The sequence below is a fragment of the Hanstruepera neustonica genome, assembly GCF_002895005.1.
Classification (GTDB): Bacteria; Bacteroidota; Bacteroidia; order Flavobacteriales; family Flavobacteriaceae; genus Hanstruepera; species Hanstruepera neustonica.
This window is the reverse complement of record NZ_POWF01000005.1, coordinates 14,123-29,545: the sequence shown is the minus strand read 5'-3', so window position 1 is coordinate 29,545 and position 15,423 is coordinate 14,123. Positions and strand designations below refer to the sequence as shown.

Genomic DNA, 15,423 nt, shown 5'->3' with positions numbered 1-15,423 from the left:
ATAAATATAGTCTGCATTTACAACAAAACATAATTTATAACGACTTATCAATTTACACTATAATTTTAATTCCATTTTAATATCACTACGTTTGTATGGAGAGTCTATTTCCAGTGGTAATTCAACAAACCCATACTTTCTATATATATAAATAGCATTCTTTAGCTTGGTATTGGAGTAGAGCATGAGTGCTCTAAAGTTATTTTGTTTTGCAAAGTCTATACAATGCTGCATCAGTTTTTGACCAGTTTGTTGTCCTCTAAATCTAGGAGATATAGCCATTTTTGTCAACTCAAAGACCAAAGCTTCATGAGTAGGCATGAGTGCTACAGTCCCTATTACCATACCATTAAATTTAGCGAAGAAAATATGGCCACCTTTATTAATGATGTAAGCCTCTGGTTTACTCAAAACTTCCCTGTCAAAATCTTCGACATAAAAATAGGTTTCCAACCATTCAATGTTTAAATCATAGAAGTTTTGAACATACTGGTTTTCAAATGGAATAATTTCAATGCTCATGTGCACGTATAAAATCAGTAATGAGGTATGTAATTAATTTACCAATTTGTGATTCATTTTCTTGAGTTGGAGCCGCTTCACATATATGAAGATAGGTAGCCCCACTTTGTCTAGCAAAATAATCAACAAACATTCGAGCCTTAACAACCTGAAAACCACTTGGCGTCATGGCACTACTGGAAATATTTTGAATGGCATCACAATCTATTTCTATACCAAAGGGTCTGGATTCCACATGAAAATAAGCACGCTTTAGTTCAGCCTTATATTTCAACTGTTTTCTGACAGCTAGAGATTCATAGGTGTTATATTCTAAATTCGAGTTTGTGTCAAGTGTTTTAAATATTTGGCTCGATGTGTAATTTTCGTGAAGACCAAACATAAAATACTTATCTAAAAATCCTTCAGAATAAGCATATGAAAAACCATTCCCACTATGCCTACCTTCCTCTTTTCTAAAATCGGTGTGGGCATCAAAATTCACAGCATTTATTGGTTTTTTTAGCGCCAAAGAGGAACCTTTTATATTGCCATAGGCATTATTGTGTCCTCCACCAATGATAATAGGCTTTTTACCAGCTTTTACAATATTGTAAACAAGTTCTGTGACATGCACATCTATTTTTGAAACCAGTTTTCTGGCTTTAGTAATGTCTTTTTTATTGGTTTGTTTTAAAGCTGCCAGTTTCTCTAGATAAGAGCCAAAGTCTAAATAGCCTAAAATTAAAACCTTATTTGCTCGGGTAAAGTCATTACTCTGTATGTTTAACAAAATTTTAATGGCTGCTTGCCAAGCATGTGAAGTGCCTGATTTACCGTAGTTTGCAAACACACCAATATCTTCAGGAATACCAAAAATGACATAGTCGACATCTAAATTATTAAGTTGTGCGTATATATCTGTAACTTGGGGTAACAGCTTAACGTGTTCTCCAAATTTGGATTCACCAGTGCGTTTATTTAAAAGCGTTTTTAAATGTGATTCGGTAAAAAGAACTAGTTTATCCATTAAAATAAGTATCGTTATATGAGAATATAAAAATACTTTTAATTATTGAAAACATTAAAAAATTAAAAAACAAAAATTAGTTTATACTTAAACCTTAAAACAAGCAAACATGGAAAATAACAAAAGTAGCATCGGTTTAAAAGTTGCCCTAGGAATTGCTTTGGCACTTTTTATTGGAACAGGTTTTTATACATCAAAATTGTATAAAGAAAAGAACGAACAAGAAGTACAGCTTACCAAAGAGAAAGAATTGGTGATGAACGATTTGAGCAATATGGCAAAACAATACGATTTAGCCATTGGCGAAAATGAAGTTGCCAATGCCAAATTGGTTGAGGCTAAAGCACGTATTGAAGGATTGATAGATTCTTTAAAAGTATCTGAAGCCAATGTAAAGAGCCTATGGAGATATAAATCTAAATATGCAGCACTTCAAAAGGAAATGGATGTTCTTTTAGCTGAAAATGATAAGTTAAAAGTTGAAAATGAATTATTGGCTACCTCCTTAGATAGTACTAAAGTACGTCTTGAGGAAAGAACCATGTTCACAGATTCTTTATTGGTTCAAAATACAGCTTTGGCAGAAGTGGTTGAAAATGCAGCAGTTTTATCGACTGTAGGATTAAAAGGATTTGGTGTCATTGAAAGAACTTCTGGAAAATTAATCCCAACAGAGCGTGCTAGTAGAGCTGACAAAATCCGTGTGTGCTTTACAGTGGCTAAAAACAGTTTAGTGCAGGCTGGCGATCAAGAGTTATATGTTCAGGTTATAGATCCTAATAACAATACCTTGGGTGTAAACGAACAAGTTGCCTTTGGAGAAAAAGTTTTAAACTACAGTTTGGTTAGTAAATTCAATTACGAAAATGCCAACCTGAATGTTTGTGAATTTGTATTGCCAAAAGGTGATAGTAAATTTGAAAAAGGCCGCTATCGCGTGAATGTTTTCAATGAAAAAGACTTGGTGTCTTCTTCTGAATTCACTTTAAAATAATTACATTATATAGTACATTATCCATAGAACTATTATAATGAAAAGCCCGAAGTAACTTCGGGCTTTTGTTATTTTACACGGTTGTGAGATAAGATTATTAGTTTTTATTGAATATTGCCATTGATTAAAACCTGATCTATGTGATTGTCGCCAAACGCATAGGGCAAGTAATTGTAACTGGGCACTTCTTTAGTTATCATAATATTGGCCTTTTTGCCTTTTGTAATACTACCGTACATATTACTAATACCCATAGCATAAGCACCATTTATTGTGGCTGCGTTAATGGCTTCTTCGGGTGTCATTTTCATTTTAATACAGGCGGTACTGATTACAAAATTCATGTTACCACTTGGTGTAGAGCCTGGATTATAATCGGTTGCCAATGCCAATGGCAAACCAGCATCTATAATTTTTCTGGCTGGTGTATAGGGAATACTTAAAAAATAAGAACAGGAGGGAAGCGCGACTGGAATAGTGTGACTACCTTTTAATGCTTGAATATCATCATCATTCAATTCTTCTAAATGATCAACGGAAAGGGCATTATATTTAACACCCAAACCAACGCCTCCAAAGGCATTAAATTGATTGACATGTATTTTAGGGATCAAATTATAATTTGATGCTGCTTTTAAAATAAGCTCTGTATCATTTAAGTCAAAATACCCTTTTTCACAAAACACATCAATGTAATTAGCCAACTGTAATTTGCCTACTTGTGGTATCAATTCATCAATAACCAGATTTACAAAGGCTTCTTTATTGTTTTTATATTCTTTGGGAATAGCGTGTGCACCTAAAAGTGTCGCCTTAATTTTAACTGGAAAATCCTTTTTCAGCCTTTTAATAACCCGCAACATTTTTAATTCGGCCTCAACTGTTAAACCATAACCAGATTTAATCTCTATGGCTCCAGTTCCCAATTTAATGACCTCTTTTAATCTTTTTGCCGATTGTAGATACAGGTCATCTTCAGAAGTATTTTGAAGTTTTTCTGCTGAATTCAGAATACCACCACCTCTGTTGGCAATATCTTCATAGCTTAATCCATTAATTCTATCAACAAACTCCTGTTCTCTGTTACCTGCAAAAACGATATGCGTATGAGAGTCACACCAAGTTGGCAAAACCAATTTCCCAGTTGCATCTATGGTATTATCAGTTTCGATACCTCTTAAATCTTTCATTTCACCGTAGTCAACAATCGTATCGTGGTCAATCAATAAATAGGCATTTTTAATGGTTGGCAGGCGCTTCATATCCTTACCAGTAATTAACTTATGATCAGTTTCTCTTACTTGAAGAAGCTCTTTGATATTGGTAATTAGTGTTGTCAAGATCGAATTTTTGTCAAAGTTGCCTATTTTTTTGGTAATAAAAAAACGCCCACAAATTATCGTGGACGTTTTAAAGAAATATGCTTTTAAGTTTAATGTTTTATAAACTTGATGGTTTCATGATTATTATCCATTTTAATGGTGTATAAGCCAGGTTCTAATTGAGAAACATCCAATTGATTATTATTTGCATTCAGATTGCCCGACATAACTTTTTTGCCAAGAACGTCAAAAAAGGTAACCTGTAATTCTTCAGAGCTGAACCCTTTAAAGTTTACAACATCGCTTGATGGATTTGGGTAAATACTAATTTCAGAAAAATTATTAGTCTCAACACCTAGAGTGTTCAATTCATTTTCATACCAACCTAGTGTGTCATTCTGATTTCCTAAAAAGGCAATATCCAAATCACCATCTGCATCATAATCATCAACAGTGATAGCAAAGTTCTGATAATTATTGTTATCAATCAATGTTGGAGTAGCGCTAGGACTAGCATTATTAGCCCCTTTGAACCAAATGATGGCATCATCGGCAACTCCTGAATCCGTTAAAATAACATCATTAAAGGTGTCACCATCAATATCAGCAATAGCAATGGCTCCTGGTCTTGCTATTATGGCAGATGTAGAAATGGTATTGGCTACTGAAGAGCCATTGATTGTTTTATTATACCATTCAACTTCTCCTGTAACATTATCCACTTTAACGACATCCATTGTGCCATCATTATTGACATCAGCAAATTTGGTAGCTAAAAAATAAGAATTTCCTGAATCGACTGTAACGGCATCTTTTACCCAAGAAACCGTATTGGTACCACTTTCAATATATTGATTATAATATATTTCTATAGTTCCTGAATTGTAGAATCCAACGACAGCATCCATATCTGTATCGCCGTCAAAATCACCCAATTCCAAAGTAAATGGACCATCTGTATTACTATTTTCTATTATTTGTTCAGTACCAAAATTACCTGAACCATCTCCAGCAAACCAAACGACTTTGTTTACATCATAAGCAACAGTTGCTAAATCAGTATGACCATCATTGTTAATATCGGTAGCAAAAACCTGTCCAGCTCCTGTAATGGCATTACTCACAACCACCTCTGACCCAAAACCTCCAGAACCATCACTTAAATAATAAACCAATTTACTTTGGTCAGCAGATGTAGCAACAATATCCAATCCAAATTGCCCATCTATATTGGCAACTGTTAAACCATCAACATAAAATATTGTTGATGATACAACCGAAGTACTTGGAATGGAAAAGTTTCCAGAACCATCGTTTTCGTACCATTTGATATAGTCTTGTGTAGGAGTTCCGAAACCAGTAAACCAATATGTAGCCATAACAAGATCGATGTCACCATCATTGTCTAAATCGCCAGATGCCAATTCATAAGGCTCTTCTCCTGTATTAGGATCAATATTTTGAATAGGTGTAACAAAGGTAGTTTGCGCCAAACATAAATGGCTAAAAACTAAAATGTTAAATAAAGCAAGTAATGTTTTTTTCATAATACATAGATTTGTTTATCAAATATAAACTTTTTATTTAAAAAAGCGTTATATGTCGAAAAAATTAAACACTTTATCGTTATTTTAGGCTTCCAACCATATCTTCTGGTTTCACCCAATCATCATATTCTTCAGCAGTAACATACCCTAAATTAATAGCTTCTTCTTTCAGAGTAGTCCCGTTTTTATGTGCTGTATTGGCAATTTCGGCAGCTTTGTAATAACCAATTTTCGTGTTTAAGGCCGTAACCAACATTAAAGAATTATTCAACAATTGTTTGATGACTTCATGGTTGGGTTCAATACCGGATGCACAATGTTCATCAAAACTCACACAGGCATCTCCCAGTAATTGTGCTGATTGTAAAATATTGGCTGCCATCATCGGTTTGAAAACATTTAATTCATAATGCCCTTGAGTCCCACCAACAGAAATGGCTACATCATTACCCATTACTTGAGCACAAACCATAGTCATGGCTTCACATTGTGTTGGGTTGACCTTTCCTGGCATAATAGAACTACCTGGCTCATTGGCAGGAATGATGATTTCTCCAATTCCAGACCTAGGACCTGAAGCCATCATACGGATGTCATTAGCTATTTTGTTTAAAGACACAGCTAATTGCTTGAGTGCTCCATGGGTTTCAACTAAAGCATCATGAGCTGCCAAGGCTTCAAACTTATTGGTAGCTGAAACAAAAGGGAGATTGGTAAATTCAGCAATATATTTTGCCACCAAATCAGCATAACCATCAGGTGTATTGAGTCCAGTTCCTACCGCAGTTCCTCCCAAAGCTAATTCTGATAAATGTGGCAAAGTGTTTTCCAATGCTTTTAGCCCATGGTCTAATTGTGAAACATAACCCGAAAATTCTTGGCCTAATGTCAGTGGTGTGGCATCCATTAAATGGGTGCGTCCAATTTTGACAACATCTTTAAATGCGATGGACTTACTATGTAATGTATTTCTCAATTTAATGACTCCTGGAATAGTTGTCTCAACTACTTTTTTATAGGCTGCAATGTGCATGCCAGTGGGAAATGTATCATTTGAAGATTGTGATTTATTGACATCATCATTCGGCTGAATGGTTTTGTCTCCTTCACCAATAACTTTTCCGGCAATTTGATGCGCTCTGTTTGCAATTACCTCGTTGACATTCATATTACTTTGTGTACCAGAACCCGTTTGCCAAATAACCAAAGGGAATTGGTCATCATGCTGGCCATCCAATATCTCATCACAAACTTGAGCAATTAAGTCACGCTTTTCTTCTGATAAAACACCCAAATCACAATTGGTGTAAGCAGCCGCTTTTTTAAGGTATGCAAAACCATACACAATTTCTAAAGGCATGGATGCTGGAGAACCAATTTTAAAATTATTTCTGGAACGTTCTGTCTGCGCTCCCCAAAGCTTGTCTGCAGGGACTTTGACGTCTCCCATAGTGTCTTTTTCTATTCTAAAAGTCATGATGTTGTTTAAATTATTTGATCTCACAAATTTAAGGTTTTGCGTGTGTAATTTAGATAAAAGGGATAAGTTTTTTTAGTGGTAACTATTTTGATAACCTTGTTAATAAAATGGAAATAGCTATTGTAAAACAAAACTCTTTATTATATCTTTGCCATAATTAATAGTAAATACTCCAATCATGTTTGATTTTGACCAATATTTAGGATTTTTAGCATTTTTAACTATTTTGACCATAGGCTTTTGGTTAATGATTTTTTTATTAACCTTTGTTATTCCGTATTGGATTGGAGGAGCCTTAATTGAGCGTATGAAAGAAATGCGTGAAGAGCGAAAAGGAAGACAATAAGAAATTAATATTTATATAAAACATAAAAGGAAGCCTAGAGCTTCCTTTTTTTATTTGTAATGTTATTTTTAACCTTCAAAATCAAAATCACCACCACCATTATCTCCTCGGTTTCTATCTTGACGCTGTTTTTGTTGATTGAAACGGTACGTAAACGATAGCGTAAAACTGCGTTCGCGCCATTGAAATTCAGAATTACTCATAAATGTTGGCGTATTGGTTTCTGAAAGTCGCTTTCTGCTATTAAATAAATCACTGATGTTAAATGCAATTGAAGCATTATCATTTAATAAGTCTTTACTAAAGGCCATATTGGTTGAAAAAACACCCTCACGTTTATTTTGGGCATCGGCCGATGGGCCTCTATAATTCAAACTTGTTTGCCATTCAATGTTCAATGGTAAGGTATATTTGTTATTTATTCTTGCAAACCAACTGGTGTTGTCATTATCTAATGACAGTCCATTTGGAGTGGTGCCTCTAGTAGATTGTTGAAAAATGTTAAAGTTGGCATTGACATTCCACTTTCTAGATTGATTATATGTGAGTGTAAATTCAAAGCCAAAACGATTTTCTTCTGCTAAATTTATTGGAGAACGTTCAATTATAGCCAAATTTTGCCCACCAACATTGACGGTTTGTCCAGTATCGTAGCTTATAAAACTAAATGCGTCTGTAGCATGTTGGTAGTATGCCGAGGTGTTTAATGAAACCTTGCCAAACTTTTTGTAATAACCAACATCAAACAAACCAGAGTAACTAGGCGCCAGCTCTGGATTACCTCTAAAGATACTGGTTACACTTGACCGTGAAGGAAACGGATTAATAAACCAAGAACGTGGTCTTTGAATTCGTCTACTGTAGCCTAATGTAACATTTTCATTTTCATTTATTTCGTAGCTTAAATTTACGGTTGGGAACAATCCTAAATAGTTGTTACGGTTAAAGTCACCACTTGTGGGCTGATCGATTGTAATACGAGTTTCTTCAAGACGCAACCCTAACAAATAAGAAAATTTTTCACCTATTTTACTTCCAAACTGGGTATAAGCAGCATTAACATATTCTCTATAATTTAGGAAGTTTGAGAGGTTGGTGTTTAATTCAAAGTCATTGTTATCCTGATTTAAAAACCAAACCTTATAATCAGTGCCTTGATCGTTGAAATTACCGCGATAACCTGCCTCAAATTGACTGCGTTCACCTATAGGTAACACATAATCTGCTTGAAGCAATATGCGTTGTTGATCTTCAATTGTTGATACACGCTCTGTATTAATGCCCTCTAACAATACCTCTGAAAACTCATCTTCTGAATTGTCTTCGTATTGGAAATCCATAGTCAATTTGTGCCCGCCATCATCAAAATCTTTTTGAAAGTTCAAAGAGTACTGAATAACTTTATCATCTTCGAGTTCTGGGTCAAATCGGTTTCTTTGTGATTCAAAGGCACCATTTGTATCGTATTGTGTCAATATATTGGTGGTATTACTTTCGTTATTACCATCTCTGTAGGAAATGGCTCCAGTTAATGAAGCTGAATCAGTGATATACCATTCTACACCAAAGTTAGTGCTTAAACCCTTTCGAACCCGATCGTAATCATTGCTTTCATCAGCATAAGTATCTGGGTTGTCAACAACCAAATTACCGTTATCATCAAATACTTTATTAAAATATTGTGTATAGGACGATGAATTTCCAGGTACTTCACGATAGTTATAGCTTGTGGTGTTAAATATATTCACATCACCTGTTCTATAGTTGACATTACCAGAAATTCCGGCTGATTTAGGATATCCAGTACTTGCGGTTACAGCTCCATTGAAACCTTGTAACTTGCTGCGTCTTAAAATAATATTTAAAATACCGGCTGTACCTTCTGCATCATAACGTGCAGAGGGAGAGGTAATCACTTCAACTCGTTCTATAGATTCAGCTGGTAATTGACGTAGTGCATCAGTTGAATTTAAGCCAACTAATCCAGACGGTTTTCCGTTAATTAATATTCGAACATTATCATTACCTCTTAATGATACGTTTCCTTCTACATCAACAGCAACTGAAGGCACGTTGTCTAAAACATCACTAACTGTTCCGCCACGTACGGTTAAATCTTTACCAACATTATAAATTTTCTTATCTAGTTTTATATCCACAGTTGTGGTTTCAGCTATAATTTCCACTTCATCTAAAGCCTGCGCGTTTTCAGCAAGACCAATTGTCCCCAAGTTTCTGTCGGCAGTTAATGATTGGCCCGGAATAGTTAGCTTATCAAAACCAATAAATTCAACAGTTATATCATAAGTACCAGCTGGCACAGGAATACTAAAAGCCCCTTCCATGTCGGTAATGCCACCAGTTTCAACTCTGTTTTCAGCTTTGTTAAAAAATGCAACAGTTGCATACTCTAGAGGTTGATTAGTAGTTTTGTCAAAAACTTTACCAGTTATGGTAACATCTTTATTTTGGGAGAATGAGGTTAATGAAACGGTAAATAAGATAAGGGTCAGTAAAAGTTTGTTCATTCTTCTAGTTTTACATAATAGGACTGCAAAAATAACCTTTGGCTTAGACCACTTTGGTTAAAACTATGTTAAATAAAAAAGCTTCAATTTTTGGTAATTGAAGCTTAAGGGTTTAAATGATTTCTAATATCTTTTCCGGTGGCCTACCTATTGTGGCTTTATTGCCATTGATAACTACGGGTCGCTCTATCAGTTTAGGATTATCAACCATAGCTTTAATAACCTGTGCATCGGTCAAATCTTTATTTTTAAAGCTTTCTTTCCAAATGGTTTCATTTTTTCTGACCAAATCTATGGGTTTGATACCTAATTTGGATAAGAGGTTCTTCAATTCAGATTCCGAAAGTGTGTCTTCCAGATATTTTCTAATTTCAAAAGGTTTACCTGAACGCTCAAGAATGCCCAGCCCTTCACGTGATTTTCTGCAACGATTATTATGGTAAATAGTTATCATATTAATTATAGTTTATAAGGTTTCAGATTCAGATTCTTTTTGTCCCATCATCATTAAGTAGGCTTTTAAAAAGGGTTCAATATGCCCATCCATTACGGCATCCACATTACCTGTTTCATGACTGGTTCTAACATCTTTAACCAATTTGTAGGGATGCATCACATAATTTCGGATTTGGCTTCCCCATTCAATTTTCATTTTTTCGGCTTCAATATCTTCACGTTGTGCCATTTGCTTTTGCAATTCAATTTCATACAATTGAGATTTTAGCATCTGTAGGGCACGTGCTCGGTTATCATGCTGTGAGCGTGTTTCAGAACATTGAATTTGAATGCCAGATGGTTTGTGCAATAGTTGAACTTTGGTTTCAACCTTGTTGACATTCTGTCCGCCGGCGCCACTGGATCGGGCTGTGGTTATTTCAATGTCAGCAGGATTTATTTCAATTTCAATAGAGTCGTCAACTAAAGGATATACGTAAACCGATGCAAAACTGGTATGACGTTTGGCATTACTATCAAAAGGAGAAATCCGGACCAATCGGTGCACGCCATTTTCACCTTTAAGCCAACCAAATGCGAAATCGCCTTCAATTTCGAGCGTTACGGTTTTTATACCAGCAACATCGCCTTCCTGAAAGTTTAATTCCTTAACCTTAAAACCGCTTTTTTCTGCAAACATCAAATACATACGCATAAGCATACTGGCCCAATCACAGCTTTCGGTACCACCAGCTCCGGCAGTTATTTGCAATACAGCACTTAAATTATCGCCTTCTTCAGAAAGCATATTCTTAAACTCTAAATTCTCAATTAGGGTTTTGGCAGATTCAAAACGTTTTTCAACATCTTCGGCAGTTGATTCACCTTCTTTATAAAACTCGTAAATGACCTCTAAATCCTCAACAAGTTCTTTGGCTTTATTGTAATCTTCGACCCATTTTTTCTTGCCGCGCAAGGATTGCATAACGGCTTCGGCAGCTTTGGAGTCATTCCAAAAATTGGGATCAAAAGTCTGTTCTTCTTCGTTTTGAATTTCTATAAGTTTGGCATCTATGTCAAAGATAGTGCCGTAGCTTCACTAGGCGTGTATTAAGATCTTTTATTTGATCTGAAGTAATCATAAATGGTATTGTTTTTATGGACTACAAAATTAAAAATTAAAATAGTTTCTTAAAATTTAACGTGATTTATTTTATAGATTTATACTTTAAAAGTTAATAATGATAATAGATTTAAGAAGTGATACTGTTACAAGACCATCTAAAGGCATGTTAGAGGCCATGATGCAGGCCAAAGTTGGCGATGATGTTTTTGATGAAGACCCTACAGTTAAGGTTTTGGAACAGCGTTTAGCCAATATGTTTGGTAAACCAAGGGCTTTGTTTTTTCCTAGTGGTAGCATGGCCAATCAAACCGCTTTAAAATTGCATACACAGCCAGGTGAACAGGTTATTTGTGATAAAACAGCGCACATTTATAATTATGAAGCTGGTGGAGCGTCATTTAATAGCGGAATCTCTTGTAAATTGTTGGATGGCAAACGTGGTATGTTTACTGCAAAGCAAGTAGAGGAAGCTATTAACCCTGATGCTTTTTATTATGCTAAAACAACCTTGGTTGAAGTAGAAAATACGGCAAATAGAGGTGGTGGTTCTTGTTGGGATTTTGAAGAAATTAAAAAAATCAGAAAAGTCTGTGACAAACATGAATTAGGTTTTCATTTAGATGGCGCCCGAATTTGGAATGCTTTGGTTGAAAAAAACGAATCCCCAAAGCAATATGGAGAGCTGTTTGATACCATTTCAGTCTGTTTAAGTAAAGGTCTAGGTTGTCCAATAGGTTCCGTTTTGATAGGTGATGAGGAAATTATGAAAGATGCGGTGCGAATTCGGAAAGTTTTTGGTGGTAATATGCGCCAAGTAGGATATTTGGCAGCTTCAGGATTGTATGCATTGGATAATAATATAAATCGATTAACCGAAGATCATAAGCGCGCTAAGGAAATTGGTGCGGTTTTAATTAATCAGTCATACATAAAATCTGTTGAACCCATAGAAACCAATATCATTATTTTTGAATTGAATGATACTGTCAATGAGGATCAATTCATTTCATCACTAGACAAAGAAGGTATCAAGTTAATTGGTATGGGTAGTGGCAAACTGCGTATCGTGACCCATTTGGATTATACCGACACGATGCATAGCAAGTTTCTGTCTATTTTAAAAGAACTTACTTTTTAAACAAAAAAACACCTATGGTAGGTGCTTTTAAAAAAAATAAGGTATTTTCATTTAGGCGGTTTTATCCTCAACATCAGCTCCAGGAGCGTTTGTTTTTACTGACTCAATGCCGTTTTCCATACCTGATTCGCCTGCATACATTTGACTGCTCCCAATAATTTGACCATTGGCCGCCTTTATGTTGAAATGAAACTTACCATTTGATGCCGTTTTGCGTTCAAATTTACTGTCATCTGAACAATTTTTTTTAACAGACTCAATGCCGTTTTTGGCTCCTGCCTTATCAGCATAGCCTTGGCTAGATAAAATGATTTGACCGTTTTTAGCCTTTAAATTGAAATAAAATTTTTGGTTGTTTTCACTTTGAAATAGTTCGAACATAGTTTTAAAGATTTAATATTAAAATTCAGACTTAAAATACCACTTTTTAAGCAGTTATTTAGCTTGTTCAATATGAAATTTCTGTTAAAACTTTGGCTTTACTTAAACATATCCATACCTGGAATGTTAGGCATGCCATCTTTAGCGACTGCTGCGATCTCCCTTTCGTGAACTTCGGTTGCTCGTTCGATAGCTTTGTTTAAAGTCAGTATCAAATAGTCTTCCAATTGTTCTTTATCCTGAAATAATTCTTCGTCAATTGAAATATCTTTAAGAGTTCTATTGGCAGTAATGGTCACTTGTAATTTTCCATCATTACTGGACTGATCAATTAATACAGTATCTAAACGTTTTTTGGTTTCTTCTACTTTTTTTTGGGTCTCCTTCAATTTGCCCATCATTCCCATTAAATCTCCAAACATAATTTATTCTTTTTTATTGATTACAAAGCTATTAATTTTTATATTTTTGACGCCTTGTAAATTTCTTTTTTTGAAAAAATCAGTCATAGCACCCGTTGCAAAAAAACAACCTCACAAACTAGAGAAACATGGCGATGTACGTGTAGATGACTACTTTTGGCTTAACGAACGTGAAAACCCAGAAGTTAGAGCCTATCTAGAAGCTGAAAACGCGTATACGGAATCCATTTTAAAGCACACGGAACCACTTCAAAAGGCTCTTTTTGAAGAAATGAAATCAAGAATCAAAGAAGACGATTCTTCGGTACCTTATTTTTACAATGGATATTGGTATATCACCAGATATGAAACGGGTAAGGATTATCCAATTTATGCCCGAAAAAAGGGAACTTTGAGTGCTGCTGAAGAGATTATGTTTGATTGCAATATCATGGCACAAGATTTCGCCTATTTTAAATTGGGAGGGATTTCTATCAGTCCTAATAATCAATATGCTGCTTTTTCAGTTGACACAGTCAGTAGACGACAGTATACTATTCAAATCAAGGATTTAATTACTGGTGAAATTTTTGAGAATAAAATTGAAAACACCACTGGTAGCTGTACATGGGCAAATGATAATAAAACCTTGTTCTATTCCAGAAAGGACAAAGTAACGCTTCGTGCACACAAAATCTACAAGCATGTGTTGCAATCGAATCCGGAGCTTGATGTTCCGGTATATCATGAAAAAGATGAAACTTTCAATACCTATGTTTATAAAACCAAGTCTCGAAAATATATTGTAATCGGCTCTTCAAGTACATTAACTTCAGAGTATCGAATTTTGAATGCGGATACTCCAAACAAGGAGTTTTCCGTTTTCCAAGAACGAATTAGAAGTGTTGAGTATGCCATCTCACATTATCAGGATTCATTTTATATTATTACCAATCGCGATGGTTGTAGCAATTTTAAATTGCAAAAGACCCATGAAAATGCCACTGGAATTGAAAACTGGAAAGATGTACTTCCTTATAGGGATAATGTACTAATTGAAGATATTGAAATATTTAAGGATTATTATGTTTTAAACGAACGTGAAAACGGACTCAATAAATTACGGGTTATCAGTTGGGATGGTCAGGAAGATTACTATTTGCCTTTTAATAGTGAAACCTACACGGCCTATGTAGGCAACAATCCCGAGTTTAACAGTGATGTCTTGCGATACTCGTTTAACTCCCTAACGACCCCAAGTTCAGTAATTGATTACAACTTTAAAACCAAAGAAAGTATTGTTCAAAAAGAACAGGAGGTGCTAGGGGATTTTAATAAAGCAGATTATCAGTCAGAGCGTATATGGGCTGTAGCTAGAGACGGAGTCAAAGTTCCTATATCACTAGTCTACAAAAAGGGTATGAAAAAGAATGCTAACAATCCCTTTTTATTATATGCCTATGGATCTTATGGGTCTACTATTGATCCTTATTTTTCAACTATTAGATTGAGTTTGCTGAACAGAGGCTTTATTTATGCTATCGCACACATTCGTGGCGGAGAATATTTAGGTCGCGATTGGTACGAAAATGGAAAGTTATTAACAAAAGTAAATACATTCCATGATTTCATCGATTGCTCAAAATTCTTGATCGAACAAGGTTATACCTCTTGCGAGCATCTTTATGCTTATGGAGGTTCAGCTGGAGGATTATTGATGGGTGCCGTAATAAACATGGAGCCGAAGCTATATAAAGGGGTTATTGCAGCGGTCCCATTTGTTGATGTTGTTACCACGATGCTAGATGATAGTATTCCGCTGACGACTGGTGAGTACGATGAATGGGGGAATCCCAATGATAAGGTCTATTACGATTACATGAAATCCTATTCTCCTTACGATAATGTTTCAAAACAAGAATACCCGCATTTGTTAGTAACAACGGGAATACATGACTCACAGGTTCAATACTGGGAACCTGCCAAATGGGTGGCCAAATTAAGAGACCTAAAAACCAATGATAACAAATTGTTACTGCATGTTGATATGGATACAGGACACGGTGGAGCTTCTGGTCGATTTGAGAGTTTGAAGGAAGTTGCTCTTGAGTATGCTTTTTTATTGGATTTGGAAGGAATTTATAGCTAGTTAAAAAAAAATTGTATTTTTGCGAGGTTTTGGGCCGTATTTTAA

The 15,423-nt window shown here is 35.2% G+C and carries 14 protein-coding genes; 4 read left to right on the top strand and 10 right to left on the bottom strand.

Annotated features, from left to right (window positions below; all coding sequences use genetic code 11):
* Positions 1-57: 57 nt before the first annotated feature.
* Together C1T31_RS09365 and C1T31_RS09360 are read right to left on the bottom strand one after the other, a co-directional pair.
* On the bottom strand, positions 58-522 hold the full coding sequence (locus C1T31_RS09365; protein ID WP_103052242.1) for a GNAT family N-acetyltransferase: 465 nt from the start codon (positions 520-522) through the stop codon (positions 58-60).
* Complete coding sequence (locus C1T31_RS09360; RefSeq protein WP_103052241.1) at positions 512-1,531, bottom strand: formimidoylglutamase; 1,020 nt, start codon at positions 1,529-1,531, stop codon at positions 512-514. Before C1T31_RS09360 ends, C1T31_RS09365 begins: the two co-directional genes overlap by 11 nt.
* A 109-nt stretch (positions 1,532-1,640) precedes the next feature.
* On the opposite strand from C1T31_RS09360, the gene C1T31_RS09355 reads away from it, so the two are divergent.
* Positions 1,641-2,525 (top strand): chromosome partitioning protein ParA, encoded by an 885-nt coding sequence (locus C1T31_RS09355; RefSeq protein WP_103052240.1) that lies wholly within the window; start codon positions 1,641-1,643, stop codon positions 2,523-2,525.
* Positions 2,526-2,629: 104 nt separating this feature from the next.
* Here C1T31_RS09355 and hutI read toward each other — a convergent pair whose 3' ends face one another.
* From hutI to fumC, 3 genes are all read right to left on the bottom strand, one after another.
* On the bottom strand, positions 2,630-3,865 hold the full coding sequence (gene hutI, locus C1T31_RS09350; protein ID WP_103052239.1) for an imidazolonepropionase: 1,236 nt from the start codon (positions 3,863-3,865) through the stop codon (positions 2,630-2,632).
* Positions 3,866-3,957: 92 nt separating this feature from the next.
* Entirely contained in the window at positions 3,958-5,394 is a 1,437-nt protein-coding gene (locus tag C1T31_RS09345) for a T9SS type A sorting domain-containing protein (protein ID WP_103052238.1), read from the bottom strand.
* A 79-nt stretch (positions 5,395-5,473) separates the two neighbouring features.
* Entirely contained in the window at positions 5,474-6,871 is a 1,398-nt protein-coding gene (fumC, locus tag C1T31_RS09340) for a class II fumarate hydratase (protein ID WP_103052237.1), read from the bottom strand.
* Between the two features lie 181 nt (positions 6,872-7,052).
* On the opposite strand from fumC, the gene C1T31_RS14070 reads away from it, so the two are divergent.
* Positions 7,053-7,220, top strand: coding sequence for a hypothetical protein (locus tag C1T31_RS14070; RefSeq protein ID WP_165780097.1), 168 nt, complete (start codon positions 7,053-7,055; stop codon positions 7,218-7,220).
* Positions 7,221-7,288: 68 nt separating this feature from the next.
* Here the strand turns inward: C1T31_RS14070 and C1T31_RS09335 are convergent, their stop codons facing one another.
* From C1T31_RS09335 to prfB, 3 genes are all read right to left on the bottom strand, one after another.
* Positions 7,289-9,748 carry a TonB-dependent receptor domain-containing protein gene (locus tag C1T31_RS09335; protein WP_103052236.1) on the bottom strand — a complete coding sequence of 820 codons (2,460 nt, stop codon included), beginning with the start codon at positions 9,746-9,748 and terminating at the stop codon, positions 7,289-7,291.
* A gap of 112 nt (positions 9,749-9,860) precedes the next feature.
* Positions 9,861-10,202, bottom strand: coding sequence for an arsenate reductase (glutaredoxin) (arsC, locus tag C1T31_RS09330; RefSeq protein WP_103052235.1), 342 nt, complete (start codon positions 10,200-10,202; stop codon positions 9,861-9,863).
* Between the two features lie 12 nt (positions 10,203-10,214).
* Positions 10,215-11,325 (bottom strand): peptide chain release factor 2 gene (gene prfB, locus C1T31_RS09325; RefSeq protein WP_123912656.1). Its coding sequence is split into 2 segments (ribosomal slippage): positions 10,215-11,261 and positions 11,263-11,325, totalling 1,110 coding nucleotides; the frame shifts between segments, so codons are not numbered across the junction.
* Positions 11,326-11,424: 99 nt separating this feature from the next.
* Between prfB and C1T31_RS09320 the strand changes: the two genes are divergently transcribed.
* The gene (locus C1T31_RS09320) at positions 11,425-12,447 is read left to right on the top strand and encodes a threonine aldolase family protein (RefSeq protein WP_103052233.1); all 1,023 of its coding nucleotides are present in this window, start codon (positions 11,425-11,427) and stop codon (positions 12,445-12,447) included.
* 51 nt (positions 12,448-12,498) lie between these two features.
* Here the strand turns inward: C1T31_RS09320 and C1T31_RS09315 are convergent, their stop codons facing one another.
* Entirely contained in the window at positions 12,499-12,828 is a 330-nt protein-coding gene (locus tag C1T31_RS09315) for a YegP family protein (RefSeq protein WP_103052232.1), read from the bottom strand.
* 98 nt (positions 12,829-12,926) lie between these two features.
* Positions 12,927-13,250: a YbaB/EbfC family nucleoid-associated protein gene (locus C1T31_RS09310; protein ID WP_103052231.1), complete on the bottom strand. Its 324-nt coding sequence runs from the start codon at positions 13,248-13,250 to the stop codon at positions 12,927-12,929.
* Between the two features lie 70 nt (positions 13,251-13,320).
* On the opposite strand from C1T31_RS09310, the gene C1T31_RS09305 reads away from it, so the two are divergent.
* The gene (locus tag C1T31_RS09305) at positions 13,321-15,378 is read left to right on the top strand and encodes a S9 family peptidase (protein ID WP_103052230.1); all 2,058 of its coding nucleotides are present in this window, start codon (positions 13,321-13,323) and stop codon (positions 15,376-15,378) included.
* Positions 15,379-15,423 lie beyond the last annotated feature (45 nt).